We start from the raw sequence: 26906 nt of genomic DNA on the forward strand, positions 1-26906 counted from the left end.
CTCTGCTCGCTGAAATAGAAACCACGCAGGGTGATGGGTCGCGCACCCCCGTGGCGCGAACAATGTTTCACGTCCGACCGCCCACGAGGTCACGACACGGTAACGATGATCACGTGCCAAAGCCATCAAATGCGTTCCACTGACCGCCAAAGGGACGGCGTCGAGGGCGCTCGGGCGTTTCCCGCAGCCAGTCACGCCTGCTTCACTGTGGCCGCTCGATTGGGCGCACCCGCGCGCTCACGTCACTCACGGGGAGTACTTGACATGATCAGGAGACGACTGCGCCTACGCGCCGTCGCATCGGGCGCGGTGGCCGCCGTCGCCATCGCCACGGCCACGGTGCCGCTCACCCCACCAGCCGCGGCGGCGCCGGCAGCACCGAAGCCCGCCGTCGAACCGAAGAAGGCACTCGGAGTCGACGCGGCCCTGGACCAGGCCAGGCGCACCGGCAAGCAGGTCGAGGCGACCGCCGCCGGCACCTCGACGGAGAAGCTGACCGCTCTTCCGAACGGCCAGATCCTGCTCAGCCAGAGCGCGGTGCCGACGCGCAAGCGCGTGGGCGCCGACTGGAAGCAACTGGATCCCACCCTGTACCGCCGGGCCGACGGCGCCATTACGCCGACGACCACGACGCACGACATCACGTTGTCCGGCGGTGGCACAGGACCGATGGCGCACTTGGTCAGTGGGGACCGGTCACTGACCCTGACCGCCCCCATCGCGCTGCCGACGCCCACGCTCACCGGGCCGACGGCGACGTACCCCAACGTTCTGCCCGGTGTGGACCTGACCGTGACGGTCAACGCCCAGGGTGGGTTCTCCCATGTCTTCGTGGTCAAGGACGCGACGGCGGCGAAGAACCCGAAGCTGGCCACGCTTGAGCTGGCCACCACCGCCAAGGGTTTCACCCTCGAGGCCGACGCGGTCGGCAACATCAGCGGTCGGGACCGCACCGGCGATGCGGTCATCACCGCGCCGGCCCCGACCATGTGGGACTCGTCGGCGGGTGCCAGCACCGCCCCGACCGGGCGCAGCGGCGCCGCGTCGACGACCGCGGCCCCCGGCCGGGCGGCTCGCACCGCCGCCATCGGGGTCTCCGTCTCCCCCGGCAAGCTCGGTCTCAAGCCGGACCGCAAGCTGCTCACCGATGCCACGACCGTCTACCCGGTCTACATCGACCCCAGCTTCAACTGGAGCGTCACCGGACCGAGGATGTCCGGCTGGTCCAGCATCTCGTACATGCACCAGACGACCAATTACTGGAACAACACCCCCGACCCGGAAGGTCGGATGCAGGTGGGTAACTCCGGCGAGCAGCGCTCGAACACGCTGATCAACTTCCCGGTGCCGTACGGCACCCTCACGGGCGCGACGATCAACGACGCCACCTTCAAGATCAAAAATACTCGATCGTGGAGCTGCACCAAGAAGACGGTAAACGTCTACGCCCCCTCGGCGACGTTGTCGAAGTCGAACGCCACCTGGAACTACTGGGAGGACCAGAGCAAGGGCCCCCTCGCCGCCTCCGGGAGCTTCGCCTACGGCTACAGCGGCTGCGACGCCGCAGGCGTGTCCTTCAACATCACCGACCAGATCAAGACCGACGTCGCCGACAAGAAGGCCACCCGGACCCTCTGGATGATCGGCGGCAACGAGGCCAGCGACGCCGAGAGCTGGAAGGAATTCCTGGAGACCAGCCCCACGCTGGAGATCCGCTACAACCACAAGCCCAACAAGCCGACCGGCATGACCACCTCGCCGCGCACCGCCTGCGCCGGTGGGTCGATGGTCGGGGACAACCCGGTCTACCTGTACGCCCCGGTCTCCGACCCCGACGGCGGCACCCTCGGAGTGAGCTTCAAGCTCTGGAAGACCTCCGACTCCGCGCAGACCGCCCTGGCGTCCTCCAACCCGAACCTGCTCACGTACTCGTCCGGCAGCACGGGAGTGCTGATCGTGCCGGTCGCCACGCTGCGCGCCGCCGCTGGTGGCGCCATCACCAACTTCTCCTGGAAGGTCCAGGCGACCGACTTCGGGGCGTCCAGCGACTGGTCGGCGACCTGCAGCTTCACCTTCGACCCCACCCGGACCGGCGCTCCGGACATCAGCCAGCCGCAGGGACAGTCGAAGATCGGCGAAGAGGTCACCTTCGCCGTCACGCCGCCGAGCTCCGGCACTCAGCCGGCCAGCTACAGTTACCAGCTCAACGGCCTGCCCCCGGTCAACGTCTCCGCGTCCGCCGGTACCGCATCCGTGGTCGTGACGCCGACCCGGTTCACGAACACTCTCGCCGTGACGAGCCTGTCGACCGGTGGGAACTTCGGCGAGACCGCCACCATCACCTTCAACGCGGATCCCGCCGACACGGCGGTTGACGCGGACCTCACCGGTGACGGTGTCGCCGACCTGCTGACCGTCGGCGCCCGCAACGGGCTGCCCTCCGGCCTCTGGCTGGGCACGGGCATGAACAGCGGCGCGGTACGCACCACGGTCAACGACCTCGGTGCCCGGGGCAACGGTGTCACCGGTAACGAGGACCCGTCCGACTTCAACTACGGCCAGGCGATCTCCGGCCACTTCTTCGGCTCCGGCCTGCAAGATGTCCTCGTCTACTACACCGGAGGCGTCAACGCCGGTAACGGCATCGTCCTGCGGGGCAGTGGCGACGGCTCGGTCATCCAGCCGTACAACAACCAGGTCAGCGTCTCCGGCGAACTGCTTGTCGACAGCAACGGCAACGCCCCGTCGCAATTGGCCAACGCCGGTGACTCCCGAGGCACCGGAAGCACCATCCCAGACCTGATCGGCACCAGCGGCGACGCGACGAACGGGTACTTCCTCAACTACTACCCGATGGCCTTCGCAGCCGGCCTCTACTACTACGGGGGCAGCACCACGACGCTGACCCCGGCCGGTGGCGTGGATTGGAACAACTGGACGATCGCCACTGCCCAGGTCAGCGGCGGCACCGCGATGTTCCTCTGGAACAGCAGCACCGGCGCCCTGCACCTGTGGACGAATCTGGCGTACAACCAGGACACCAACCAGCTCACCTACACGCCGTACACGCTCTCGACCAACTGGAACCGCGGCGCGGCGCTCACCCTGAGGGCGGCGGACGCCAACTCCGACGGCACCCCCGACCTCTGGACCGTCGGCGGCAACGGCCTGACCACGGCGTACCTGGTGAGCGGCCTGGGCACCACGCCCACCATCGCCACCCAGCAGGCCCAGGGTCTGGTCACCGCGAAGCACACCTGGCCGCTCAACGACGGCGGGGCAGGGGGCACGGCGGCGACCGCGGCCGACACCTCCGGCGGCATCACCCTCACCGGCACCGGCAACGCGAAGTGGCACGAAGGTGACCTCTTCAGCCCGGACCTACGGCTCAACAGCGATGCCACCGGCACGGGCGTGGACGCCAGCGGCACCGGCAGCCTGGTCAGCGCCGCCAGTCCGGTGCTGATCGACACCACGAAGTCGTTCAGCGTCGCCGCCTGGGTGAAGCCCACCACCGCCGGCAAGATCATCCTCTCCGAGGAGGGGTCGCGCTCCGCCCGGTTCATCCTCTGGCAGGAGCAGAGTGACAACACCTGGCGGTTCGGGATGGCCCGCTCCGACAGTGACGGCTGGTCGTACGACCAGGCCGTGAGCGCCCCCAACGCCCAACTCGGCGTGTGGACGCACCTGGTCGCGACCTACAACGCGACCACCAGCACGATGGCCCTGTACGTCAACAACAACCTCGCGGGTACGGCACAGCACCCCGCCGCGGTGTCCTGGCCGAGCACCGGGCGCTTCGTGATCGGTCACTACCGCTACAACGGCGCACCGAGCTCGTACTACTCGGGCCAGATCAGCAACGTCCAGCACTGGGACCGCGCCCTGAACCCGGCCGAGGCCAGCGCCCCGGGCAACTACGCCCAACAGGTCATCGCGCCGAACATCCGCGACGTCACCGGTGACGGCCGGACCGACATGCTGATCAAGCAGGGCAACGGCGACGTGCTCCTGCGCCGCGGGACGAACCTGGACGGCAACCTGACGTTCGACGCCGGCATCGTCGTCTGCGCCAGGTGCGGTGGTTACGACTCGTTCAACATCGGCGACGCCAACAACGACGGCAAGCTGGACCTCCTCATGCGCCAGAAGAGCACCGGCGACATGTACGTCTATCCGAACACCGTCGCCACCGGCGACCCGGTCTGGGGTACGCGGCAGCTGGTCTGTGGCGGCTGCTTCAACTTCGGCACGTCCGACCTGGCCGACGTGAACAAGGACGGCAAGACCGACCTGTTCGTGCGGGAGAACAGCACCGGCGACATGTACGCGTACCTGGGCAACGGCACACCTGGTGGCGCCATCACCTGGAGCAACCGGATCCTGCTCTGCTCCTCCTGCGGTGGGTACGACCACGTGAACATCGAGGACGCCAACAACGACGGCAAACAGGACCTGGTCATGCGCAACGCGGGCACCGGTGACATGTGGGTCTACCCCAACACCGCCGCCAGCGGGACCCCGGTCTGGGGTCCCCGCGTCCTGGTCTGCGGCCTGTGCCGGGACTTCGACATCAGTGGCCTTGGCGATGTCACCAACGACGGAAAGGTCGACCTGGTGGTCCGTCGCAGAAGCAACGGCACCATGACCCTCTACCCGGGCAACGGCGCCATCGGCACCGTCACCTGGGGCGCCCCCTCGTTGATGTAGTACGCGCAGAAGAACCCCCGGGTGCCGCAGGAGTCGCGGCGCCCGGGGGTTTCGCGTTCCCGGTGGAGGGTCAGACCAGGCCGGCGTCGCGGAGCAGCTGCCACAGGCCGGCGCCGTCCGGCGCGGACAGCCACTTCTGCCCCACCGGCCCCGAGGATGGGCGGCCCGCCGGGGCGGGCAGGCTACCGGCCAGCACCGACTGGGTCGGGGACAGCCTGCGGATGGCCACCCCGGCGACGTTCTCCGGGTGGGCGGCGGCGAACTCCCGGTAGATCTCCTGGTCGTGCTGGCCGTCGTCGCCGACCAGCAGCCAACGCACGTCGGGGAACTCCTTGGCGAGCCGCGCGAGGGTGGAGCGCTTGTGTTCCATGCCGCTGCGGAACCAGCGGTCGGCGGTCGGACCCCAGTCGGTGAGCAGCAGCGGCCCGGCCGGGTAGAGGTGCCGGGACAGGAACCGGGTCAACGTGGGCGCGACGTTCCACGCGCCGGTGGAGAGGTAGAAGACCGGCGCGCCGGGGTGCGCGGTGACCAGCCGCTCGTAGAGCACCGCCATGCCGGGTACGGCGGCGCGGGCGTGCTCGTCCAGGACGAAGGTGTTCCACGCGGCGAGCAGCGGTCGGGGCAGCGCCGTCACCATGACCGTGTCGTCGATGTCGGAGAGGATGCCGAACTTGACGTCCGGGTCGAGGATGCGCACGGGGGCGTCGACGGGCTCGGCGTCGGGGACGCTGAGCCGTACGGTGCCCCAGCCGGGCGGCAGGTCGGCTTCGACGAGCGTGTCGACGAAGCCGCTGCGGTCCGCCTGGGCCTCGTGCCGTACCCCGCCGGCCTCGATGTGCACGGTGACGTGCTTGGCGGGCAGCGTGGTGAAGCTGCGCCAGCCACGGACCTTCTCCAGCCGACCGCGCTGGCGGGTGTCCGGACGACCGAGCAGCACCCGGCACATCACGCGCACCCAGCCGGGGCGGCCGTAGCCGGTGTACGCCACGATGTTGATCCGCCAACCGGTCCGGCGCAGCCGACGCTCCACGAGCTGGTGCACGGCGTCTTCGATCCGCGCGGCCCGGTGCAGGTTCGGCACGGCAAGTTCGCCGGCGGGTGTGGGTGGCACCCGCCAACCCTGCCACACGTCGCCGGAGTCGGCCACGCGAGCACGGCCCGAACCCCGGCCACCGAGCCGGCCCGCACCCCGGGCCCGCGGGCACGCCCCGAACCCCCGCCACAGAGCCGAGCCGAGCCGGCTGAGCCGAACCGGCCCGACCGACCCGCCGTCCGTGAAACACTCCGGTCGGGACGACGACGGGGGCGTGGTCGTGTCGCATCCAGAGCAGCACCGCGGGCGGTGGCGTCCGCGACTCGACCGGCCGGCGCTCGTGGCGCTGCTGTTCGGGCTGGTCGGCGTCGGGTACCGGCTGGTCCTGACGTTGTACACGGTGCCGGTGTCGAACAGCGACGAGGCGACCTTCGGGCTGGCCGCCCTGCACATCGGGCAGGGTCGGGAGCATCCCGTCTTCCTGTACGGCCAGCACTACATGGGGATGTTGGAGTCGTACCTGGCCGCGCCGCTGCTCGCCGTGTTCGGGCCGAGTTGGCCGGTGCTGCGGCTGCCGATGCTCGCCCTGTACGCGATCTTCCTCTGGCTCGGGTACCGGCTCACCCGTCGCCTCTACGCGCCGTGGTTCGCCGTCCTCGTGGTCGGCCTGCTGGCGTTGGGACCCGAGCGGGTGGTGCGTGACCAGCTCACCGTGGTCGGCGGCCGGCCGGAGGTCAAACCGGCGGTGCTGTTGATGCTGCTGATCGTGGTGGGGTTGGCCGCCGGGTCGGTACGCCACCGCCGGCTCGCCGTCGCGCTGTTCGGGCTGCTGGCCGGGCTGGCCGCCTGGTCCGACTGGCTGATCCTGCCGTACCTGGCGGTCGCCGCGTTGGCCCTGCTCTGGGCGGTGCGGCGGGAACTGCTCGGCTGGTCCGGGCTGCTGCTGGTGGCGGGGTTCGTGGTCGGGATCGCGCCGATGGTCGTCGACAACCTGCGGGCCGGGCCGGGTGAGGACTCGCTGACGGTGTTCCGGGAGGTCAGCACCAAGGCCGGCCCACTGCCGCCGTGGTCCGACCGGATCTCCGGCGGTCTGCTGGAGGGGGTGCCGCTGGCGCACGGACTCTGCCCGGTCGACGGGTGCGGCCGCTGGCAGCAGTGGTTCGGGCTGCTCTACCCGGCGCTGCTGGTGGCCGCCGCGGTGCTCGCGCTCGTCGCGTACCGCCGGGCCGCGGGCACGCCGGCCGCCGGGGGCACGCCACGGGCCGCGCGGGTCGGCCCGGTCGTGCAGCTCGCGCTGGTCGTCGGCGCGGCGTTGACCCTGCTGTCGTACGTGCGCAGCCCGCTCGCCGCGACCAGCCCACTGGACAACGCCCGCTACCTGTCGGTGCTGCAACTGTCGCTGCCGGCGGTGCTCTGGCCGCTCTGGGCGGCGGGCGTGGCCGGCGGGCGGGGCACGGCGGGCGTGCTCGGCCGGCTGACCGGCGCGTTGGCCGCCGCCGTGCTGGCGACGCTGGCCGCGACGACGCTGGTGGTCACCGTGCTCTTCGCGATCGGCGGCACGGCCGCGTCGCGCACCGAGGAGCGCCAGGCCCGGGAGTTGGCCGCCGCGCTGCGCGCCGACGGACCCCACGAGGTGTACGGGGACTACTGGACCTGCAACCGGCTGATCTTCAACACCGACGAGACGGTGGTCTGCGGGGTGCTCGACGGCGACCTGTCCCCGGGGCAGAACCGCTACCGGCCGTACTGGCGGCAGGTCGGGCGGGCCGCGCGGCCGGGCTACGTGGTGGAGGTCGACTCGCCGATGGAGCGGCGGCTACGCCGGCTGCTCGCCGACCGGCCCGACGCCGCACCGGTCCGCGAGGTGGGCGGCTATCGCGTGTACCACCCCGACACCCCGGTGCGGCCCTGGCGGTGAGGACGGGTCGTACGCTGGCCGGGCCGCCGCCGTACCCGTCCGAGGAGACCCGATGCTCATCCTGCTGCCGCCCTCGGAGGGCAAGGCCGACGCCGGCACCGGACGGCGGTGGACGCCGGACAAGCTATCGCTGCCGGAGCTGAACCCGGCCCGCGAGCGGGTGCTCGACGCGCTCGTGGCGCTCAGCGCGGGGCCCGATGAGGCGGCGGCGTTGGCCACGCTCGGGCTCAGCGACGGTCAGCGGGGCGAGCTGCGCCGCAACGCCCGGCTGCGGGAGGCGGCGACCGCACCGGCCGAGCGGCTCTACACCGGCGTGCTCTACGAGGCGCTGGAGCTGTCCACGCTGCCACCGGCGGCGCTGCGGGCGGCCCGCCGGTCGATCCTGATCAGCTCCGGGCTGTGGGGCGCGGTACGCCTCGCCGACCGGATCCCGCCGTACCGCTGCCCGATCGGGGTCCGCCTGCCGGACGTCGGGGCGCTGTCGGCGTACTGGCGCAGGGAGTTGACGCCGGTCCTGGCCGGCGCGGCCGGTCCGGGCCCGGTGCTGGACCTGCGCTCCGGCGCGTACGCGGCCACCTGGACGCCGCGCGGTGAGCTGGCCGAACGGACGGTGACCGTGCGGGTGCTGCACGAGCGGGAGGTCGACGGCGTGCCGGTCCGTTCGGTGGTGAGCCACTTCAACAAGGCGACAAAGGGCCGGCTGGTCCGCGATCTGCTCCTCGCCGACGCCCGGCCGCGCACCGCCCGCGAGCTGGTCGGCATCCTGCGCGAGCTGAAGCACACCGTGGTGGAGGAACCGTCCGCCGCCGGGCGGGTACGGCAGGTGGATCTGGTGGTCACCGACCTGTAGCGGAGCGAGAGCCGCAAGATTTCCTCAAGGCTGGGCAGGACACGTTCCGTAACGGCCGCGCAGGGGCCACGGTAGGGGAACCCAGACTCCGACGAGGGAGCCTTCAGTTGGCCCGCGACCCCGCCCTGCTCGACCGGCCCCGCCCGCCGGCGACACCACCCCCGCTGGACTGGCTGACCCTGGGCGACGCGTTCGAGGCGGCCTGCCTGCTGCGCTGCACCGCGCCGCCGCGGGGCGGCCGGTCGACCGCCGCGCTGCCGTCGCACGCGCCGGGGGTCGAGTTCAACCGGGAGGACGCCGCGCAGCGGATGCGGCAGTTGCTCGCCCGCCTCGACATCCCGGTCAGCCAGGAGGTGGCGGTCGGTGGACTGCGCCGTCGCTACGAGCTGCACCGGCTCTGGGTACCGCCGGAGCACCGGGGCGCGTACACCCGGCTGATGGACGCCGGTTGGTGGCAGGGGCGTCGGGAGCTGCTGGGCGGTCCCGTGCCGGGCGCCTCGCCGGCCCGCCGCCGGTGGGTGTCCCGCCTCGCGGCGGCGGCGTGGCGGTCGGCGCTGCTGGCCGGCGGGCGGCACGTACGGCGGCACATCCTCGGTGTGCGGCTCACCGACCGGGAGCTGGCCGCCGTACTGATCCGCAGCGCGGCCGTGCTCGACGTGCCGGCCGCGCTCCGCCCGGGCACCGGCTGTTTCCTGGTGAGCGTGGCCGACGGACCGGACCGGGAGCGCATCCTGCGCAGCGCGTCGATGGAGCCGGCGCGCGACGGGGTGCCGACGCCGGACCGACGCCCGGCCTGCTGAGCGAGAGCCCGCACCGGCGGGACTGACAGGTACGGGCTTGCGCGGGCCAGCCGGAGCGCGCACAGTGCACCGCGTGAGTCGTACCTCGTCGCCTCGGGCCCGTCGACGCCACGGGTGGGCGGCGGCGCTGGCGCTGGTCGTGGCCCTGACCGTCGCCGGCTGCCGGGACGACAGGGGCGAGCCCGTGGAGATCCGGATCGCCACCGGCAGCCCGACCGCCGTCTACTACGCGTTCGGGCAGTCCCTCGCGACCATCCTCAACCGCGAACTGCCCGGGGTACGGGCCAGCGTGGTGGTCACCGCGGCCTCGGCGGAGAACGTCCGCCTGGTCGGCTCGGGCGCCGCCGAACTGGGTTTCACCCAGGCCGACGTGCTGCCGACCAACCCCGCGGAGAACCCGTCGGTGGACGCGGTGGCCCGGGTGTACGACGACCAACTGCACCTGGTCACCACCGACGGCGGGCCGATCCGTACGGTCGGCGACCTGCGCGGCCGGCGGGTCTCCGTGGGCGCGGCCGGCTCCGGCACCGAGATCACCGCCACCCGGCTGCTGGAGGTGGCCCGGCTCGGCGGCGACGCGGTACACCGCGAACGGCTCGGCCTGGACGACTCGGTCGACGCCCTGCGCTCCGGACGCGTCGACGCGTTCTTCTTCTCCGGTGGTCTGCCGGTACGGGGCATCGAGGAGTTGGCCGGGCGCAGCGCCACCCGGATCGTCGACCTGGGCGAGTGGACGGAGCCGCTGCGCGCCCGCTACGGGCAGGTCTACGTCTCCCGGGACATCCCCCGCTCGGTGTACGGGATGAACCCGGTGACCACGGTGGCCGACCCGAACTACCTCATCGTGCGGGCGAACCTGCCGGAGCCGCTGGTCCGGGACGTGACCCGACTGCTGATGGAGCGTCGGGCCGAGTTGGGCGCGGCGCATCCGGCGGCGGGACGGATGAGCCCCCGCTCGGCGATCGCCACCGCGCCGCTGCCGCTGCACCCGGGCGCCGCCGCCTGGTACCGGGCGGCGAAGCCCTGAGAGGCCGGGCTGCCGGGGCGCCCGCGCCTGAGCTGCCGGTCGCTCGCGGCGGCTGCGCCCTGAGTCGCCGGACCGCTAGCGCGCCGGGGTGGGCCACCGGTCGGCGGCCGGGTCACCCTCCGCCGGCTCCGCCACCGGCTCGGCCGCCGGGAACCACAGGCCGGCCACCAGCCCGCGCGGGGTGCCGGCACGCATGGTGAGCCGCCCGTCGGAGGCGTCCACCAGCACGGCGACGATGGTCAGGCCGAGCCCGGCGCCGTCGACGTTCTGCGCGTCCGGGGCTCGCCAGAACCGCTCGGTGGCCTGGCGGAGCTGACTCTCGGTCATTCCCGGGCCGGTGTCGCGTACCTCCAGCAGGACCCCGTCGTCGCGGCGGGCCACCGTCACCGTCACCGCCCCGCCGGCCCCGCTGAACTTCACCGCGTTGTCGATCAGGGCGTCCAGCGCCTGGTCGACGGCGGTCGGCACGGTCCGCGCGTACGCCGGGGCGTCGCTGGTGGCCAGGCGCAGCGCGACCGACCGGTGGCGGGCCAACGGCGCCCACGCGGCCACCCGGGAGGCGGCCACGGCGGCGGCGTCCACGGTGAGCCGCTCGTTCTCCTCGCGCTCGGCCCGGGCCAGGGTGAGCAGCGCGTCGAGCACGAGCGCCAACCGGTCGGTCTCCTCCAACGCCAGCCGGTGCTCGGCGCGTCCGTCCGGATCGGTGAGGCTGGGACCCAGCTCCTCCACCCGCAACCGCAGCGCCGTGAGCGGATTACGCAGCTGGTGGCTGGCGTGCGCGACGAACGCCCGCTGCCGGTCCATCACGTCGGAGACCACGTCGGCCATGTGGTTGAAGCTGGCCGCGAGGCGGCGCAGCTCCGGCGGACCGAGTCGGTGCTGCACGCGGGCGCCCCGGTCGCCCTCGGCGATCTCGTGGGTGACCGCGTCCAGCTCGGTGACCGGGCGCAGCACCCAGCCGGCCAGGCCGAACGCGGTGAGCACGCAGGCCAGCACCACGAGCAGGCCGGCCAGGGTGAGCAGCAGCCACCAGGTGGTGACGGCCCGGCGGATCTCGCCGGCCGGCGTCACGATCACCACCGCGCCGAGGACCTCACCGCCGTCGTTGATCGGCACCGCCACCACCACCGGGCCGGCGGACCAGGGCCAGACCGATTCGGGTGCGCTGGACTGTTGCCCGGCCAGAGCGACGTCCAGCACCGTGGCCGTCCCGGTGGACCGCCAGCTCGCCGAGTCGACGACGATGCCCCGGTCCCGGTCGACCACCGCCGCGCCGATCCCGTACAGCTCGTCATAGCTGCGCAGCTCCGCGCCGATCGGGCCGGGTTCACCCCCGCGCAGCGCCGGACCGGCCAGCGAGGCGAACCGGGTGGCGTCGGCGAGCCGGTCGGCGCGTACCCGCTCGGTCTCCCGACTGGCCAGGGTGACCGCGAGCGGGCTCTCCAGCGCGACGAGGACGAGCACCATCAGCAGCAGGTAACTGATCACCAGTCGGCGGCGCACGGCGTCCCCTCACGCATCGCGCAGCCGGTAGCCGACCCCGCGGACGGTCTCCACCAGCCGCGCGTCGCCCAGCTTGCCGCGCAACGAGCCGACGTGCACCTCGACGGTGTGCGGATCGCCCCAGGTGGTACCCCAGGCGTCGAGCAGGATGCGGTCGCGGGGCACCGCCACCCCCGGCTGGCGGGCGAGCGACAGCAGCACGTCGAACTCCTTGCGGGTCAGCGTCACCGCGCGCCCCGCCACCGTCACCGTGCGGGCGGCCACGTCGATGCGCACCGCCCCCGCCTCGATCAGGTGCCGCTCGGGGGCGGCGTTCGCGGCCCGGCGCAGCACCGCCTCGATCCGGGCCTGCAACTCCACCATCGAGAACGGTTTGACCACGTAGTCGTCCGCGCCCAGGCGCAGCCCGAGGACCCGGTCACGCTCCTCACCCCGCGCGGTGACCGCGATGATGCCGAGTTGGCTGCTGCGCCGGCGCAGTTCCCGGCACACCTCGGTGCCGTCGCCATCGGGCAGGGTCAGATCGAGCAGCACCAGGTCGCAGGGGGCGGCGGAGAGCGCGGCGGCGACCGTGGCGGCGTGCTCGACCTGGTAGCCACGACGGGTCAGTGCGGCGGAGAGCGCGGCGGCCACCCGGCGGTCGTCCTCCACCAGCAGGATCCGCACCGTGCCCCCATCCGTCGCAGCCGTCCTGCGAATGGTGGCAGAAGCCCGTCCCGAGCGGGAGAGCCGCCTCCCGGTCGGATCCGCTACAGACCGAACACGTCGTCGGCGACCGCGTCCCGGACCCCGTCGGCGAAGCCCCGGAAACCGGGATCGTCGTGCCGGGCGGGCACGCTGGTGACGTTGACGCCGCTGGCCTGGGTGACGGCGTCGACCAGGGGCGGGAAGTCGATCTCGGCGTCGTCGAAGGCGTCGTCGTCCGCCTCGGCCAGGTTGATCACGTGCTGCACGTCGTCGGACGGGGTGTCCGGGTCCTCGGCCCACTCGCCGCCGGCCCGGTAGCACTCGTCGTACAGCCCGCGCTGGGTGTCGGTCCAGTCGTCGTCGTAGCTCGCCATCGTCCATCCCTTTCCGGCCGGTCCACCTGAGCATGCCGGGCGGCGACCGGCGTCGGCGGCGGTACGGCCGAAACGCGGGCAACGTAGTCTGCGGAGGTGATCTACAAGCTCTTGCCGACCGTGGAGTGGGATGACGCCCAGGCCGCCGGTGTCGTCGCCGGCTCGGCCGTGGACCGCCAGGACGGTTTCATCCACCTCTCCGCCGCCGACCAGGTGGTGGAGACGGCCCGCCGGCACTTCTCCGGCGCCACCGGCCTCACCCTGCTGGGCGTGGACGCCGACCGCCTCGGTGACGCCCTGCGCTGGGAGCCGTCGCGTGGCGGGCAACTCTTTCCCCACCTGTACGGGCCGCTGCCGCTGAGCGCGGTGGTGACGGTACGGGCGTTGCCGGTGGACACCCCGGTCGCCGACTCGGTCGCCGCCCTGCTCGACTGAGCCACCGTCTTCGCCCCGGACCGGACCGCGCCCGGTCCGACGGGTGTCGGGCCGGGCGCGGGAACGCGGTGCGTGAAGGTCAGCGGCAGAGCCGGGTGATCTCCTCGGCGAACCGGTCCATCGGGTTGGCCTCCGCCGGACCCAACAGGTAGGTCTTCAGGTCGCGGCGCGCCTCGGTCATCGGGTCGTCGCCGGCCCGGGTCACCGCCACGATCTTCTCCAGCTCACCGCAGTCGGCGGAGAGCAGGTACGCGGCCCGCGCGGTCGGGTACTCCCGGCGGAACTCGTCCTCCGGCAGGCCGGCCGGGTTGGCCACCACGTACGGCCGCTGACTCTGCACGAAGTCCGAGACCACACTGGACACGTCGCTGATCAGCAGGTCGGTCTGGTTGAAGCAGTCGAACAGCGCGGGCGTACGGCCGGTCACCACCAGGTGCGCGGTGCCGTCCAGGGACGCCGCGTTGGGGTTGCCGCCGGCGGCCCGGATCGCCTCCACGATCCGGTCGTGCACGGCCCGGGCCGCCTTCGACCGGGACCCGGTGAGCGGGTGCGGCTTGTAGACCAGACGCACCCGGGGGTTGCTCGCCAGCAGGCCCTTGACGATCCGCTCACCCATCAGCACCAGCGAGGTGTGGTACGGGTCGTCGTCGAGCCAGCCCTCCCAGGTGGGCGCGTAGAGCACGGTGAACGGACGGTCCACCGACTCGGCCCCGAAGGTGTGCACGCCGGCCAACTGCGGCCGGCCGATCTCCACGATGTCCGCGTCGAGCACGCCCACCCCGGCACGGGCGTACCGCTCCCGACCGGCCAGACCCGCGACCCAGACCTCGTCGTACACCTTGCTGTAGGGGTTGACGCTGGCCTGCTTGTCGCTGTCGCCGTGCCCCACGAAGACGTGCTTCATGCCGGGCTCGCGCAGCATGTGGATGTTCGCGCCGACGTTCGCGGCGTAGAGGGCTGCGCGGACGCTGCCGAGTTCGAGGTTCATGAAGTCCACCCCGGCCGGTACGCAGAGCACCGGCAGCCGGGTGTCGGCCAGTTCGGCGAACGCCTCCCGGCTGCGCATCAGCACCACCGCGCGCTGGTTCAGCGCCTCGGTCGGTGCGAGCCACATGTTGGCCTGGTAGACGTCCTTGGCGGGGCCGGCGAAGTAGAGCGCCACCTCGGGCCGGTACGTGTCGAGCCAGCGCTGCACGGCCGGCAGCAGCGGACCCTGGCCGGAGCCCCGACCACGCAGCCAGGTGAGGGCGATGATCGCGCCCACCACCCCGGTCGCCGCCACCGTCACCGCGGCGGCGATGAAGTACGGCGTCGTCTCGTGCCGCACCGCCGCGACCACTGCGGCCGGGACGAGCAGCAGGTTGAGCAGGGGCATCCGCTCCCCCGCGACCGCTGCCGCCCAGGCCGGCGGGCGCGGGGCCGAACGCAGCGGACCCAGCTCGATGTTGCGCACCAGCGCGGACTGCGGGTTACGACGGTCGATCATGGTGGAGAGCGCGCCCGCGAAGACCGAGACGACCCACACCGCGGCCGGCAGGATCAGCAGCAGGCTCAGCTCGACGCCGTCGAGCGCGACCTGGGCGGCGACCAGCAGCACCGCCGACAGGTCCCGGGTCAACTGCCGGTATGCCCAGGTCAGGCCGACCTTCTCCAGCAGCGCCTGGGACGGCGGGGACCAACGGGCGACGGCGAATTCGCCGACCACCGCCGCCAGTCCGGCGACGGCGAACAGGCCGACCCAACCGAAGGCGCCTGCGACGAGCATGACCAGGTAGGCCAGCACCAGCAGCGCGCTGCGGGCGGCCACTCCGATGCGTCCTGTCAACGTGCCGAACAACGAGTTCGCTCCCTACGATTTCCGTGGTGGACGCATGCCCGCGGTGCGTCGGTGACACTCCCCGTCGTGCATGACCTACCGCGCACCCGCAGCGGCAGGCCACGGATCCGGTGATCCAGACCCCGTGCGGCGGGCGGTGGTGATGACTGCGACCTTAACGCGAAGACACCCAGCGGTGTCGCTCGGGTATCGGGCGCACATATCGGTCACCACGCCGACCGGTCGGTGCCGCACCGTTGCGGCACCGACCGATTTCTGGGACGACTTGTTCAGCCGAGCCGCCGGAAACAGGTCATCGCTCCGGGTTTGCGGCGCTTCGCGAACTCCTGGTAGCCGAGCTGCGGTGCCAGGTCGCGGGCGTACTGGTTGCCGTTGTAGACGCAGATGGTGCCCACGTCCAGCCGGTCCAGCGCCGGCGCCAACTCGGCCGGCGTCGCGGTGGTGGCGCCGTCGGCGAAGCCGGCGAGCAACAGCCGGTCCTTGGCGAACTGGGAGTTGAGGTCGTACTCGACGAGGTAGAAGTCACGCGGTAGGACGACCCGGACCTGGCTGGTGACGACCAGGGAGGTTCGCATGATGGTCTTCGGGGCCAGCAGCAGGCCCGGCGGTCGATCCAACCCCTTGATCCAGAAAGCGATCGACTGGCGCTGCTGCGGCAGCTTCCAGGTGGGCCGCTCGTGCACGTCGACCCAGCTCTTGGCGGACCACATCGGAGTGGCGAAGAGCGCGAACGAGGCGACCAGCAGGACCGCGATCCCTCCGGACGCCGCGCGGCGCAGCACCGGCGTGGGGGCCGGCACACGAACCGTGCAGAGCAGACCGATCAGGGTCGGTAGGGCGAGCAGCCACGGCACCCGCCACAGCACGACCGAGATGCCGCTGAGCGCGCTCAACGTCTCCAGCACGCCGGGGACGAACAGCACACTCAGCGCCAGGGTCGCACCGGCGGTGAGCAGCGCGGGCGTCCGTCGACGGGCCAGCAGCGGGCCACACCAGAGCGCCAGGCCGGAGATCACACCGACCACACCGAACAGCAGGGTCCGCTTGTAGGTGTACGCCGCGTCGAAGAAGGCGTCGTCCGCGCCGTCGGCGGCCAGCGCGCCGAGCAGGAGGCGGGACACCACGAGGGAGCCGATCGGGTACGTGAGGGCGGCCACCGCCGCCACCACGGCGACCTTCCAGCGCCCGACCAGCAGCATGGCGAAGCCGGCCGCGCCGACCAGCATCGGCAGGATGATCGCGGCGGTGGTGGTGAGGCCGATGGCGGTGATCGAGAGCGCCACGATGAGCAGCAGGCTCCGCCGGGTACGCCGGTCGAACCACTCGGTCAGGTAGAGCCACATCAGCGGGATGACCGCCGAGACGAACATGCCCTTGCCCTCGTAGAGCCGGGGCAGGTGGAACGTGCCCAGCGCGGCGTCCCCACCGGCGACCAGGTACAGGTACGCGACGGCGACCGTGAAGGCGAGCACCGGCCGCCGGGGCGCCCAACGCTGGGTCAGCCGCCAGAGCGCGAGCACCGCCACCACCGCCATGATCGGCAGCATCACGTACCAGGTGGCCGAGGCGCCGTGGATCCCGAGCACGTTGGCGAGCGCGCCGTCGAACACCTCGATCGAGGGGATCGGCGGTTGCGAACCCATCGCCGGCAGGACGTTCTCGGAGAACAGGAAGTCGTTGAGCGGAATCAGGTCCCGCTCGGCGATCCAGACCGACTTCCCGACGTAGTAGACGTCGTCCGGGGTGTTCCGGGCGAGGAAGAACGAGGAGATCCCGACCAGCACCGAGATGACCAGCGCGTACGCCGACTGCCCCGCGGTGGGCAGCGGCGCGATCGAGGTGGGCGTCGGGCCGTCCAGCCAGACCCGACGCAGCAGCAGGATCCCACCGGCCGCCGCGAGCAGGCCCGCCACCGCCGGGATCCACCACGAGAGCCCGGCACCGGTACCGACGACTCCGGCGCTGACCGCGGCCACCACGGCGGCGACGAGCACGCCGATCAGCAGCCGCCGGTCCAGGGGAGGCGGCGTGCCGGTCGACTCGGCCGGCTCGGCCGGTCCGTTCTCCTCTCGCAGGGCAGCCCGGCGTCGGCGACCGCGCAGGATCGCCACCACGGCGAGCAGCACGCAGGCGACCAGCCAGATCCGGAAGGTCACCGACGGCCGCAGGTCCGCCAGGAAGGCCGCGTGGTAGAGGACGGTGAAGAGCGCGAACGCGACCACGGCCCCGTCGGTGAGCAGCGTCGGGGCGGCGGCCACCAGCGCGCGCACCCGGGCGGCGGGACTACGGTCGGGGCCCTGACCCGCCCGGGACACCGGCTCGGGGCGCGGCGTCGGGTCCGGGTCAGTGGGCGCGACGGCGATGCTGTCGACGTTGGCCACGGGCGTCCTTCTCGTCAGGCGGATCTGGGGGCGAAAGGTGCATGTCGGCTCGGTGACGGCCGGGTGTCAAGGGGGCAGCCTAGCGGAGGCGATCGGCCCGCCAGGTCCCCGTCGCGGGTGGTGTCGCGGGCCCGGTCAGCCGGATACCGGCGTCGCCCGAGGCAGCGGCACGATGCCGGTCGCGCCGAGTCCGGCGGCCACGGATTCGACCAGGTTGTCCAGGTAGCTGTCGGTGAGCGGCTGCCGGGCGATGGCGAGCCGCCAGTAGAGCGGGCCGACGATCAAATCGACGGCGGCGTCCGGATCGGTGTCGGCGGGCAGCTCGCCGCGCTGCACGGCACGGGTGACCAGGCGACCGCCGATCTCCTGCTGGCGGGTGCGCAGCACCTGCCGCAGGGTCGCGTCGATGGCCGGGTTACGGGCCGCCTCGGCCAGCAGGTCGGGGATGATCTGCGACGCCAGTGGGTGGCGCAGCGCGTGCGCCACGGCCTGGAACAGCAGCGCGAGGTCGCCGCGCAGGGTGCCGGTGTCCAGCACCGGCAGCTTGCCGTGCGCGGCGGCGGCGACGATCTCCACCACCAGGTCGAGCTTCGAGCTCCACCGGCGGTAGACCGCCGTCTTGCTGACGCCAGCCCGGCGGGCCACCGCCTCGATGGAGAGCCGGCCGTAGCCGACCGCGGCCAGCTCCTGCATGAGGGCGCGCCGGATGGCCGTGGTGATCTCGTCGCGCAGCACCGCCGCGCCGGCCGGTGCGCGCCTCTTCTCGGTCGTCACCGAGGACTCTTCTCGCAGGTCACGCCCGCTACAGTAGCGCAACGACGGTACGGTTGCGTCCCGACGTGTTTCGGACTACTGTCCACGCAGCGACGAGGCGGCGTCCCGCGCACAACTCCCACTAGGATTCCATCGTCGCGAGCAACCCGTCTGCACGAAAGATCGGAGTGCCATTTCCATGGCCACCACCGCGCTGGTCGACCCTGACACGGGCCTGACCCAGGCGCAGCTGGCCGCTCGGCACGGGCTACGGGTCGCCGGTGAGCGACCCACCCTCGTCGAGTACAGCCGCCGACTCTGGGCCTACCGGCACTTCATCGCCGCGTACGCCAACGCCAAGCTGGTCGCGTCCTACAGCAATGCCAAGCTGGGCCAGCTCTGGCAGGTGCTCACCCCGCTGACCAACGCCGCGGTCTACTACCTGATCTTCGGGGTGGTGCTGGATCAGAAGAGCATCCCGAACTTCATCGCGTACCTGACCACCGGGTTGTTCATCTTCAACTTCACCCAGAGCGCGGTCCTGGCCGGCACCCAGTCGATCAGCAGCAACCTCGGGCTGATCCGGGCCCTGCACTTCCCCCGGGCCAGCCTGCCGCTGTCCACCACCGTGACCCAGTTCCAGCAACTCCTGGCGTCGATGGTGGTGCTGATCGGCATCGTGCTGGTCACCGGGGAGCCGATCACCTGGGACTGGCTGCTGCTGGTGCCGGCGCTGCTGCTGCAGGCGGTCTTCAACGCCGGCGTCGTGCTGCTGGTCGCCCGGCTGGGTTCCAAGGCCAGCGACCTCAAGCAGGTCATGCCGTTCGTCATGCGCACCTGGATGTACGGCTCCGGCGTCCTCTACAACGTCAGCCTCTTCGAGCGGCTGCCCGGCTGGGCGACGACGCTGGTCCAGTTCAACCCGCTGCTGGTCTACATCGAGCTGGCCCGGTACGCGCTGCTCGAGCAGGCGCCACTGCTCAACGAGTCGCTGACCCAGCTCTGGCTGGTCGCCGCCGGTTGGGCGCTGGTGGCCGGGGTCGGCGGCTACATCTACTTCTGGCGCGGCGAACAGGAGTACGGCCGTGGTTGATTCCCTGTCGGCCGCCGACGAGGCGACCGTCTCCCTGCCGGTGCTGACGCCCGAGCGGATCCCCACCGTGGTGGTGGACGACGCGCACATCATCTACCGGGTCCACCAGGGCGCCACCGGTGGCACCACGCCGGTGGCGGCGCTGCGCCGGCTGGTCAAGCGCACCAACGCGCCGAACGTGCGGGAGGTGCACGCCGTCAAGGGCGTGTCGTTCACCGCGTACCGGGGCGAGGCGATCGGGCTGATCGGCAGCAACGGCTCGGGCAAGTCCACCATCCTGCGGGCCATCGCGGGTCTGCTGCCGGTCAACCGGGGCGCGATCCACACCCAGGGGCAGCCGTCGCTGCTCGGGGTGAACGCCGCGCTGCTCAACGACCTCTCCGGTGAGCGCAACGTGGTGCTGGGGTGCCTGGCGATGGGCATGCACCCCGACGAGGTCGCCAAGCAGGCCGCGGGGATCATCGAGTTCTCCGGGATCAACGAGCGGGGTGACTTCGCCAGCCTGCCGATGCGCACCTACTCGTCGGGCATGGCGGCCCGGCTGCGGTTCTCCATCGCCGCCGCCAAGAAGCACGACGTGCTGCTCATCGACGAGGCGCTCGCCACCGGCGACAAGGGCTTCCGCAAGCGCAGCGAGCAGCGCGTCCGTGAGCTGCGCGAGGGCGCCGGCACGGTGTTCCTGGTCAGCCACCAGCTCTCCTCCGTACGGGACACCTGCGAACGGACGATCTGGCTGGAATCGGGCCTTATCCGGATGGACGGCCCCACCGACGAGGTCATCCGCGCGTACGAGGCGTACGCGAACAGCAAGTAGAGTGCCGGCCAACCCCCGGCATCGACACGGCAACCAGGACCGCGTCGCCCGCGTTGGGGCGGCGCGGTCCGCGCGTTAAGGTTCATTCCGTCGCCGCTCGGGCGGAACCTTCCGTTAACGCAACCCTGAGAGTGAGGATCCGGCAATGACGCAGGACCAGACCACTGGCCCGGACGCCGCAACGGAGACCCCCGCACCGTGGCGGCCCTCGCGGACAGTGGCCGTGGTGCTGGCCGGCGGCACCGGGACCCGGCTGGGCCTCGGCATCCCCAAGCAGCTCCTCAAGATCGCCGGTAAGCCGATCATCGAGCACACCCTCGCGGTCTTCGAGGCCGCTCCGGAGATCGACGAGATCATCGTGCTGATGGCGAGCGGTCACGTCGACGAGGCCCGGCAGATCGTCGAGAAGGCCGGCCTGCGCAAGGTCACCAAGGTGATCGAGGGCGGCGACACCCGCAACGCGACCACCCGGATCGCGCTCGACGCCGTCGGCCCGGCCGACTGCAACATCCTCTTCCACGACGCCGTCCGCCCGCTGCTCAGCGGCCGGATCGTCCGCGAGTGCGTGAACGCGCTCTGGACCTACTCCGCCGTCGACGTCGCCATCCCCTCCGCCGACACGATCATCCAGGTGGACGAGAACGACTGCATCACCGACATCCCGGTGCGCTCCCGGCTGCGCCGGGGACAGACCCCGCAGGCGTTCCGCTCCCCCACCATCCGCGAGGCGTACCGGATCGCCGAGGACGACCCCGACTTCGCCGCCACCGACGACTGCGGCGTGGTGCTGCGGTACCTGCCGGGCACCCCGATCAAGGTGATCGACGGTTCGGACGAGAACATCAAGGTCACCCACCCGGTCGACGTGCACCTGGCGGACAAGCTCTTCCAACTGGCGGCGGCGCAGGCGCCCCGGCTGACCGACCACCGCAGCTACACCGAGGAGCTGACCGGCCGGACGATCGTGGTGTTCGGCGGCAGCTACGGGATCGGCCACGAGCTGACCGAGCTGGCGCGACGCTACGGCGCGCAGGTCTTTCCGTTCAGCCGCTCCACCACCGGCACCCACGTCGAGCGCGCCGAGGACGTCGAGGCCGCGCTGACGACCGCCTTCGAGGCCACCGGCCGGATCGACCACGTGGTGGTCACCGCCGGGATCCTGGAGCGGGGCGCCCTGGCCGAGATGGACGAGGAGACGATGGACCGGGTGTTGCAGGTCAACTTCGTCGGTCCGGTGACCATCGCCCGGCAGGCCCTTCCGTACCTGCAGCAGACCAAGGGTCAGCTCCTGCTCTACACCTCCAGCTCGTACACCCGGGGTCGGGCCCGTTACGCCCTCTACTCGTCCACCAAGGCCGCCCTGGTCAACCTGACCCAGGCGCTCGCCGACGAGTGGGCCGACGTCGGCGTACGGGTCAACTGCATCAACCCGGAGCGGACGGCCACCCCCATGCGTACCCGGGCCTTCGGCGAGGAGCCGGAGAACACCCTGCTGGCGGCGGAGGCCGTCGCCCAGTCCTCGCTCGACGTGCTGATCTCCGACCTGACCGGTCAGGTCATCGACGTACGCCGGACGCCCGGTGACGGCCCGTCCGTGCCGGCCCAGGCCGGTCCGGACCGGTCCGAGACGCCGGCCGCGGCGTCCGCGAACTGACGCCGGCGGCACCGCGACACCGAGGGCGGCGAACGGAGCGACATGCGTGGTGACCTGGTTCGCAAGCTGGCCGCCCGGTGCCTGAGCACCGGGCTCGCCGTACTGGCCTTCGTGGTGCTGGCCCTCACCGGCGGCACCGGGTGGGGCCTCGCGCTGGCCGTCGCCGCGCTGCTGGCGGCGGCCGCCGAGCAGCGGATCCGACCGGGCGCCGACCTGGTGGCCGAGACCACGCTGATCGCCGCGGCGGTCCTGGTCGGCTACTCACGGCGGCTCGACGACGGGTTCGATCCGGCGCTGGCCGCCACGGCGCTGGTCCTGCTGGGGCTGGTGCTGCTGGTGGGGCCGCTGCGCACCGCGGGCAACCTGGAGATCCGGGCGGCCAACCTGCCGGTACGCGCCTGGACCCCGCTGATCGCCGACCGCCTCGGCGTCGCCCTGCTCGGGCTGCTCGCCGTGGTCGCGGTCGCCGCCGCGCTGACCCTGCCGGCCGTGGTGGCGCTCGCCGCCAGCCTGCTGCTGGCCGCCGGCGCCGGGGCGGTCGCACTGGACCTGGCCAAGCGGCGGTTCCGTCCGGCCGCCGGCGGTGGGCAGGTCGCCCGCGCGCTACGCCGGCACCAGCCGGAGTTCCTGCTCTACTTCTCCGCGCCGCCCGGCTCCGAGTACCAGGTCACCATGTGGCTGCCGTACCTGGAACGGATCGGCCGGCCCTTCCTGGTGCTGGTCCGTGAGCCGGAGTTCCTCGCGCCGCTCGCCGCGGCCACCGACGCGCCGGTGGTCTACTGCCCCACCCTGCGCGCGATGGACGAGGCACTGGTGCCGAGCCTGCGGGTGGCCTTCTACGTCAACCACGGGGCGAAGAACAGCCACTGCATCCGGTTCACCCAGCTCACCCACGTCCAACTGCACCACGGCGACAGCGACAAGGCACCCAGCGCCAACCCGGTCTCGGGAATCTTCGACCGGATCTTCGTGGCCGGACCGGCGGCGATCGACAGGTACGCCCGCGCCGGCGTACGGATCCCGGCGGAGAAGTTCGTCGTGGTGGGCCGTCCCCAGGTCGAGTCGATCGAGGTACGCCAGGAGCCGGCGCGGGGCCTCGCGCACCCCACGGTGCTCTACACCCCGACCTGGACCGGGCACCACGCCGACGCCGACTACTGCTCGCTGCCGGTGGCCGAGGAGTTGCTGCGGCGGCTGCTGGAGCGCGGCGCGACGGTGATCCTTCGGGCGCACCCGTACACGACGCAGAACCCCGCGTCGGCGCGCCAGTTGGGCCGGCTCACCGAACTGCTGGCCGCCGACCGCGCCCGCACCGGCCGGCAGCACGTGTTCGGCGCGGCGGCCCGTGAGCTGAGCCTGACCGAGTGCGTCAACCGCTCGGACGCGCTGGTCTCCGACGTCTCCGGGGTGATCTCCGACTACCTCTACTCCGGCAAGCCGTACGCCGTCACCGACATGGGCGGCGAGGGCGACCTGTTCACCGAACGCTTCCCGCTGGCCGGTTCGGGCTACGTGCTGCGGCGCGACATGTCCAACGTGGACGCCGTGCTCACCGCCCTGCTGGACACCGACCCGCTGGCCGACGCCCGCTGGGTCACCCGCCGTCGCTACCTGGGGGACTTCCCCGCCGAGTCGTACGCCGAGGGGTTCCTGACCGCCGCCCGCCAGGAGCTGGCATCGGCGCGGGAGGTACCCGCGCCCGCGCCCGCCTAGCCGATCAGCGGTACGGCTCCAGCAGCTCCAGCACGGCCGCCGGGTCCTCCAGGTGCGCGTTGTGCCCGAGACCGGGCAGCGTGGCGACCGGTACGCCGTACTCCTTGAGCTGCGCGTCGGTGACCATCGGGTCGTGCTCCCCGCGGGCCAGCACCACCGGCACGTCGGTCGCCGCGAGCAGCGCGGCCAGGTCGGGCGCACCGACGGCGAACGCGGCGGTGTCCATCGCGAGCCGCCACCGGCCGTCGACCTGACGCAGACCGGCGTCGACCATCGGGTGGTCCGGGGCGACCAGACCGGTGAGGCCGGCGACCCGCAGGTACCGGCGGGCGGCCTCGGTGCGGCTGGTGAACCAGCCCACCGGCCGGGCGGCGAGGTCCGCCGCGCGGGCCAGCTCGGCCGGTGACCAGACGGCCTTGATGCCCAGCCCCACCACCGCGTCCACCGGCAGCCCGGCGGCGCGGGCCGCCAGCGCCAGGCCGACCACACCACCGAGCGAGTGTCCGAGCACGACGAGGCGGTCGTCGGAGGTCAGGCCGTGCGCGACCCGCTGGGCGAAACCCTCGAAGGAGTACGACGACAGCGGCGCCGACCAGCCGTGACCGGCCAGATCGGGCGCCAGCCACCGGCCGGGCCAGTGCTGCTCGAGCAGAGGTGCCCAGGGCAGCCACACGTCACCCGTCGCCCCCATGCCGTGCAGCAGCAACAGGATCGGCTCACGGCCGGCTTGACCACCCGATTCATCCACCACGGCCGCAGTCTCCCACGGTTCACGGCCCGGTACGAGAGCCGTTCAGCGGCGTGGTCCGCACAACGCAACGGGCGCCGCCCCTCGTGGGGACGGCGCCCGTGGCGTCGTGGGTGTCCGCGCCTCGATCAGGCGGAGTAACCCCGGGTGGCGATCCAGTTCGCCAGGTCGATCGTGGTGATCCAGTAGGCCGGGTCGGCGGCGTTCGCCGAGTCGGCGATCCGCACGGTACGACCGTTGTCCTTGTAGCCGACGACGGCGATGTAGTGCCCGCCGCCGTAGGAGTGCCAGCCGCCGTTGGTGTCGGTGGCGTCGCCGACGACGTTGGCCACCACGCCGCGACCGTCGGTGATGGCCTTGACGACGTCGGCCTGGAGGCGGTCGATCTGGGCGGAGCTGGGGGTACCGGCGAACATCCGGGTGCGATACGGGGAGCCCTTCACCTCGGCGTTGAGCACCCGGGTGGTGTCCTCGGCCGAGTTGGTGCCCATCTCGGTGGTGCCCAGCTCCGCGCCGAGTTCCTCCTGGGTCCGGTCGATGCCGCTGGCGCTGAGCGCGTTGCGGGTGGCCGCCGGGCCGCAGTTGTAGTAGGTGTTCTGCGCCTCGTAGTCGTAGTCCAGGACCTTCGTCGCGGGCGGCTTGGGCGGCGTCGGCTTCCGGGTCAGGTCCGGGTTGCTCGTGGCCTTCGCGGCGGGGGACGCGGCGCTGGTGGCCGGGGCGGCGGTGCTCGGTGCGGCGCTCGCCGACGGGGGCGCGGACCGGAGTTCGCCACGGGAGGCGACGGTGTCGCTGCGCATCTCGGCGACGGTGGTCGGGGTGCGCGCACCGGCCGGGGCGTCGTCGGCGCCGGCGACCAGGGCGCCGGTGGTAGAGGCGATGACCAGGGCCGCGGCGGAGGCGGCGACGATCTGGTACGGGCGCTCGGTCGCCAGGCGACGGAGCTGGCGCTTCAGGGTGTGCTTCACGAGGTCCTCCACGGTTCACAGGGAGAGCGGCACACCGGGGCTCGACCGGCATCCGGGCAGGCGTCAGCGCACGGGCCGTGGCCCGCGGATGATGAACCGCTCAGGGAACGCCCGGCGTGGCCGGGCGGGAAGTGCGATGACCCGGGGGTCAGCTCACCGTCACGAGGCGGATGAGCGGGGACACCGCTACGCCGTGGAGGCGGAGGAACAAAACGGGGGGCGAGGGGTGCTGCACGAGGATGGAACTCCTTCCGTCACCGCCTACCGGGTTAGCTGACGGATTCGGGCGGGAAGATCGCCCTACCGCGGGCCGTGGCTCGCGGATTCACCCCGGACTTACTGTGGGTCCCCGGTTCGTTGATCACGATTGAGCGGGTCGGCGCGGCGTCGCCTGTTGCGATCGGTTACCGCACCGGACGGGACGACAGTACTGGTCGGTCCGCACTCTGCCAAGCCGCTCCAACCTGCGTAAACATCATTTGGCACCGCAATTTCTGCGCGTTTGGCCGCTGACGTGACTCGATGGGACAACCGGTTCCGGCGGCACCTGCGGGCGACAACCGGACAGGGCGCCGAGAACGCCGCCGCAATCGCGAGAACAATGGCCGCCGATGATGCCGGTCGCCCGATTTTCGCCGCCGGTGACCCGCCTCACATAACGGATCGGGCTCAACCGGCGCGGACCGGACGCCAGCGTGCCGCCACGGCCGTAGGCGACACCCGGGTCACCGTACGCCGGGAGGGCACCGCGACCGGCCGTGACCGCACCGCCGCCGCGTACGCCTCCTCGGCGAGGGCGCGTGCCGACGAGGCGGCCACCTCCGCGTCCCGCCAGGCCGTCCGCTCGCGCTCGGCGGCCGTCCGGTGCTCGGCCAGCCTCGCGTCCCGGATCGCCCGGATGAGCAGCACCTCCTGCTCGACCGGGTGCCGGCGCGGATCCCAGCCGCGCCGGTGCCCGAACACGTCACCGAGCTGAGCCATGGTCAACTCCCCGCGCCAGTACGCAGCCGTCGCGGCCCGGTGCAGGTAGCGCTCCCGGGCCGCGTACTCGGCGGGGGTGTGCGGGGTACGCGGTGTCGGCAGCGCGCCGGCGGTGGCGACCCGGCGGGCCGCGCTGTCCGCCTCGTCGTACGCCGTCCAGGCCCGCTGGGCCTCGTCCTGGGCGACCAGCCAGTCAGCGCGCCGCCGCCGGGCGGTCCGCGCCGCCCGGGCCGAGGCCACGGCCACCTCCTCGGCGTACCGGCGCAGGTCGGCGATCTCGGCGGCGGCCGTCTCTCGGGCGGTGGGCGTCGGCGGCGTGTGGTCGGCCGGGGGCGAGTCCCGCTCCGGGCGGGCCACCAGGACGGCGAGGACCGTCAGCGCCAGCAGGAACAGGGCCGACCAGATGGCGGCGGCCCGGGGCACCTCGGTCAGGAACTGGTAGAAGACGACGGTTTCCATGGTCGGCTCCTCGGCATGAACACGTCAGCGATGGGATGCCGCACGGCGAGGGTGCGGGCGATGTGTCGTCAGATGCGGTGACGGGTGCGCTCGGCCTGGCGACGCCGCCGGTGGTGGACCTGGCGGCCGGTGTGGGCTCGGCGCGTGCCGTACGACTCGGCGCTTGCCGTA

General features: G+C 72.2%; 20 protein-coding genes and 1 riboswitch. Of the genes, 10 read left to right on the top strand and 10 right to left on the bottom strand.

Going from position 1 to position 26906, the window contains the following annotated elements:
* Positions 1-264 precede the first annotated feature (264 nt).
* Positions 265-4710, top strand: a complete 4446-nt coding sequence (locus tag AC3EN4_RS28655; RefSeq protein ID WP_435209329.1) for a LamG-like jellyroll fold domain-containing protein — start codon at positions 265-267, stop codon at positions 4708-4710.
* Positions 4711-4780: 70 nt separating this feature from the next.
* Here the strand turns inward: AC3EN4_RS28655 and AC3EN4_RS28660 are convergent, their stop codons facing one another.
* The gene (locus AC3EN4_RS28660; RefSeq protein ID WP_422740644.1) at positions 4781-5821 is read right to left on the bottom strand and encodes an App1 family protein phosphatidate phosphatase; all 1041 of its coding nucleotides are present in this window, start codon (positions 5819-5821) and stop codon (positions 4781-4783) included.
* Positions 5822-6017: 196 nt separating this feature from the next.
* Between AC3EN4_RS28660 and AC3EN4_RS28665 the strand changes: the two genes are divergently transcribed.
* The 4 genes from AC3EN4_RS28665 (at position 6018) to AC3EN4_RS28680 (ending at position 10338) form a co-directional block, all read left to right on the top strand.
* Positions 6018-7661 (top strand): ArnT family glycosyltransferase, encoded by a 1644-nt coding sequence (locus AC3EN4_RS28665; protein WP_435209370.1) that lies wholly within the window; start codon positions 6018-6020, stop codon positions 7659-7661.
* A 52-nt stretch (positions 7662-7713) separates the two neighbouring features.
* Positions 7714-8511, top strand: coding sequence for a peroxide stress protein YaaA (gene yaaA / locus AC3EN4_RS28670; protein WP_435209331.1), 798 nt, complete (start codon positions 7714-7716; stop codon positions 8509-8511).
* Between the two features lie 107 nt (positions 8512-8618).
* Positions 8619-9311, top strand: a complete 693-nt coding sequence (locus AC3EN4_RS28675) for a hypothetical protein (RefSeq protein ID WP_435209333.1) — start codon at positions 8619-8621, stop codon at positions 9309-9311.
* A gap of 73 nt (positions 9312-9384) precedes the next feature.
* Complete coding sequence (locus AC3EN4_RS28680) at positions 9385-10338, top strand: TAXI family TRAP transporter solute-binding subunit (RefSeq protein ID WP_435209334.1); 954 nt, start codon at positions 9385-9387, stop codon at positions 10336-10338.
* A 75-nt stretch (positions 10339-10413) separates the two neighbouring features.
* On the opposite strand, the gene AC3EN4_RS28685 is transcribed toward AC3EN4_RS28680, so the two are convergent.
* The 3 genes from AC3EN4_RS28685 to AC3EN4_RS28695 all read right to left on the bottom strand — a co-directional run bounded on the left by AC3EN4_RS28685 (position 10414) and on the right by AC3EN4_RS28695 (position 12902).
* A complete protein-coding gene (locus AC3EN4_RS28685; protein WP_435209335.1) occupies positions 10414-11841 on the bottom strand; it encodes a sensor histidine kinase in 1428 nt (475 codons plus the stop codon).
* Positions 11842-11850: 9 nt separating this feature from the next.
* A complete protein-coding gene (locus AC3EN4_RS28690) occupies positions 11851-12507 on the bottom strand; it encodes a response regulator transcription factor (RefSeq protein WP_422739361.1) in 657 nt (218 codons plus the stop codon).
* An 83-nt stretch (positions 12508-12590) separates the two neighbouring features.
* A complete protein-coding gene (locus AC3EN4_RS28695; protein ID WP_354862099.1) occupies positions 12591-12902 on the bottom strand; it encodes a hypothetical protein in 312 nt (103 codons plus the stop codon).
* Positions 12903-12998: 96 nt separating this feature from the next.
* On the opposite strand from AC3EN4_RS28695, the gene AC3EN4_RS28700 reads away from it, so the two are divergent.
* Positions 12999-13337, top strand: coding sequence for a DUF952 domain-containing protein (locus AC3EN4_RS28700; protein ID WP_435209336.1), 339 nt, complete (start codon positions 12999-13001; stop codon positions 13335-13337).
* Positions 13338-13416: 79 nt separating this feature from the next.
* Here AC3EN4_RS28700 and AC3EN4_RS28705 read toward each other — a convergent pair whose 3' ends face one another.
* The 3 genes from AC3EN4_RS28705 to AC3EN4_RS28715 all read right to left on the bottom strand — a co-directional run bounded on the left by AC3EN4_RS28705 (position 13417) and on the right by AC3EN4_RS28715 (position 18290).
* On the bottom strand, positions 13417-15174 hold the full coding sequence (locus AC3EN4_RS28705; protein ID WP_435209337.1) for a CDP-glycerol glycerophosphotransferase family protein: 1758 nt from the start codon (positions 15172-15174) through the stop codon (positions 13417-13419).
* 269 nt (positions 15175-15443) lie between these two features.
* Positions 15444-17555 carry a DUF6077 domain-containing protein gene (locus AC3EN4_RS28710; protein ID WP_435209338.1) on the bottom strand — a complete coding sequence of 704 codons (2112 nt, stop codon included), beginning with the start codon at positions 17553-17555 and terminating at the stop codon, positions 15444-15446.
* Between the two features lie 135 nt (positions 17556-17690).
* On the bottom strand, positions 17691-18290 hold the full coding sequence (locus tag AC3EN4_RS28715; RefSeq protein ID WP_435209371.1) for a TetR/AcrR family transcriptional regulator: 600 nt from the start codon (positions 18288-18290) through the stop codon (positions 17691-17693).
* A 217-nt stretch (positions 18291-18507) separates the two neighbouring features.
* On the opposite strand from AC3EN4_RS28715, the gene AC3EN4_RS28720 reads away from it, so the two are divergent.
* The 4 genes from AC3EN4_RS28720 to AC3EN4_RS28735 all read left to right on the top strand — a co-directional run bounded on the left by AC3EN4_RS28720 (position 18508) and on the right by AC3EN4_RS28735 (position 23582).
* Positions 18508-19401, top strand: a complete 894-nt coding sequence (locus AC3EN4_RS28720) for an ABC transporter permease (protein ID WP_435209340.1) — start codon at positions 18508-18510, stop codon at positions 19399-19401.
* 4 nt (positions 19402-19405) lie between these two features.
* The gene (locus AC3EN4_RS28725) at positions 19406-20215 is read left to right on the top strand and encodes an ABC transporter ATP-binding protein (RefSeq protein ID WP_435209373.1); all 810 of its coding nucleotides are present in this window, start codon (positions 19406-19408) and stop codon (positions 20213-20215) included.
* A gap of 145 nt (positions 20216-20360) precedes the next feature.
* Positions 20361-21869, top strand: a complete 1509-nt coding sequence (locus AC3EN4_RS28730; protein WP_435209342.1) for a D-ribitol-5-phosphate cytidylyltransferase — start codon at positions 20361-20363, stop codon at positions 21867-21869.
* A gap of 42 nt (positions 21870-21911) precedes the next feature.
* Entirely contained in the window at positions 21912-23582 is a 1671-nt protein-coding gene (locus AC3EN4_RS28735) for a CDP-glycerol glycerophosphotransferase family protein (RefSeq protein WP_422739355.1), read from the top strand.
* A 4-nt stretch (positions 23583-23586) separates the two neighbouring features.
* On the opposite strand, the gene AC3EN4_RS28740 is transcribed toward AC3EN4_RS28735, so the two are convergent.
* The 3 genes from AC3EN4_RS28740 to AC3EN4_RS28750 all read right to left on the bottom strand — a co-directional run bounded on the left by AC3EN4_RS28740 (position 23587) and on the right by AC3EN4_RS28750 (position 26735).
* Positions 23587-24333, bottom strand: coding sequence for an alpha/beta fold hydrolase (locus tag AC3EN4_RS28740; RefSeq protein WP_435209343.1), 747 nt, complete (start codon positions 24331-24333; stop codon positions 23587-23589).
* Positions 24334-24458: 125 nt separating this feature from the next.
* Complete coding sequence (locus tag AC3EN4_RS28745) at positions 24459-25307, bottom strand: C39 family peptidase (protein ID WP_435209344.1); 849 nt, start codon at positions 25305-25307, stop codon at positions 24459-24461.
* 231 nt (positions 25308-25538) lie between these two features.
* Positions 25539-25679: riboswitch (cyclic di-AMP (ydaO/yuaA leader) on the bottom strand.
* Between the two features lie 285 nt (positions 25680-25964).
* Positions 25965-26735, bottom strand: a complete 771-nt coding sequence (locus tag AC3EN4_RS28750) for a hypothetical protein (RefSeq protein ID WP_435209345.1) — start codon at positions 26733-26735, stop codon at positions 25965-25967.
* Positions 26736-26906 lie beyond the last annotated feature (171 nt).

It is taken from the genome of Micromonospora sp. bgisy143 (genome assembly GCF_057708145.1).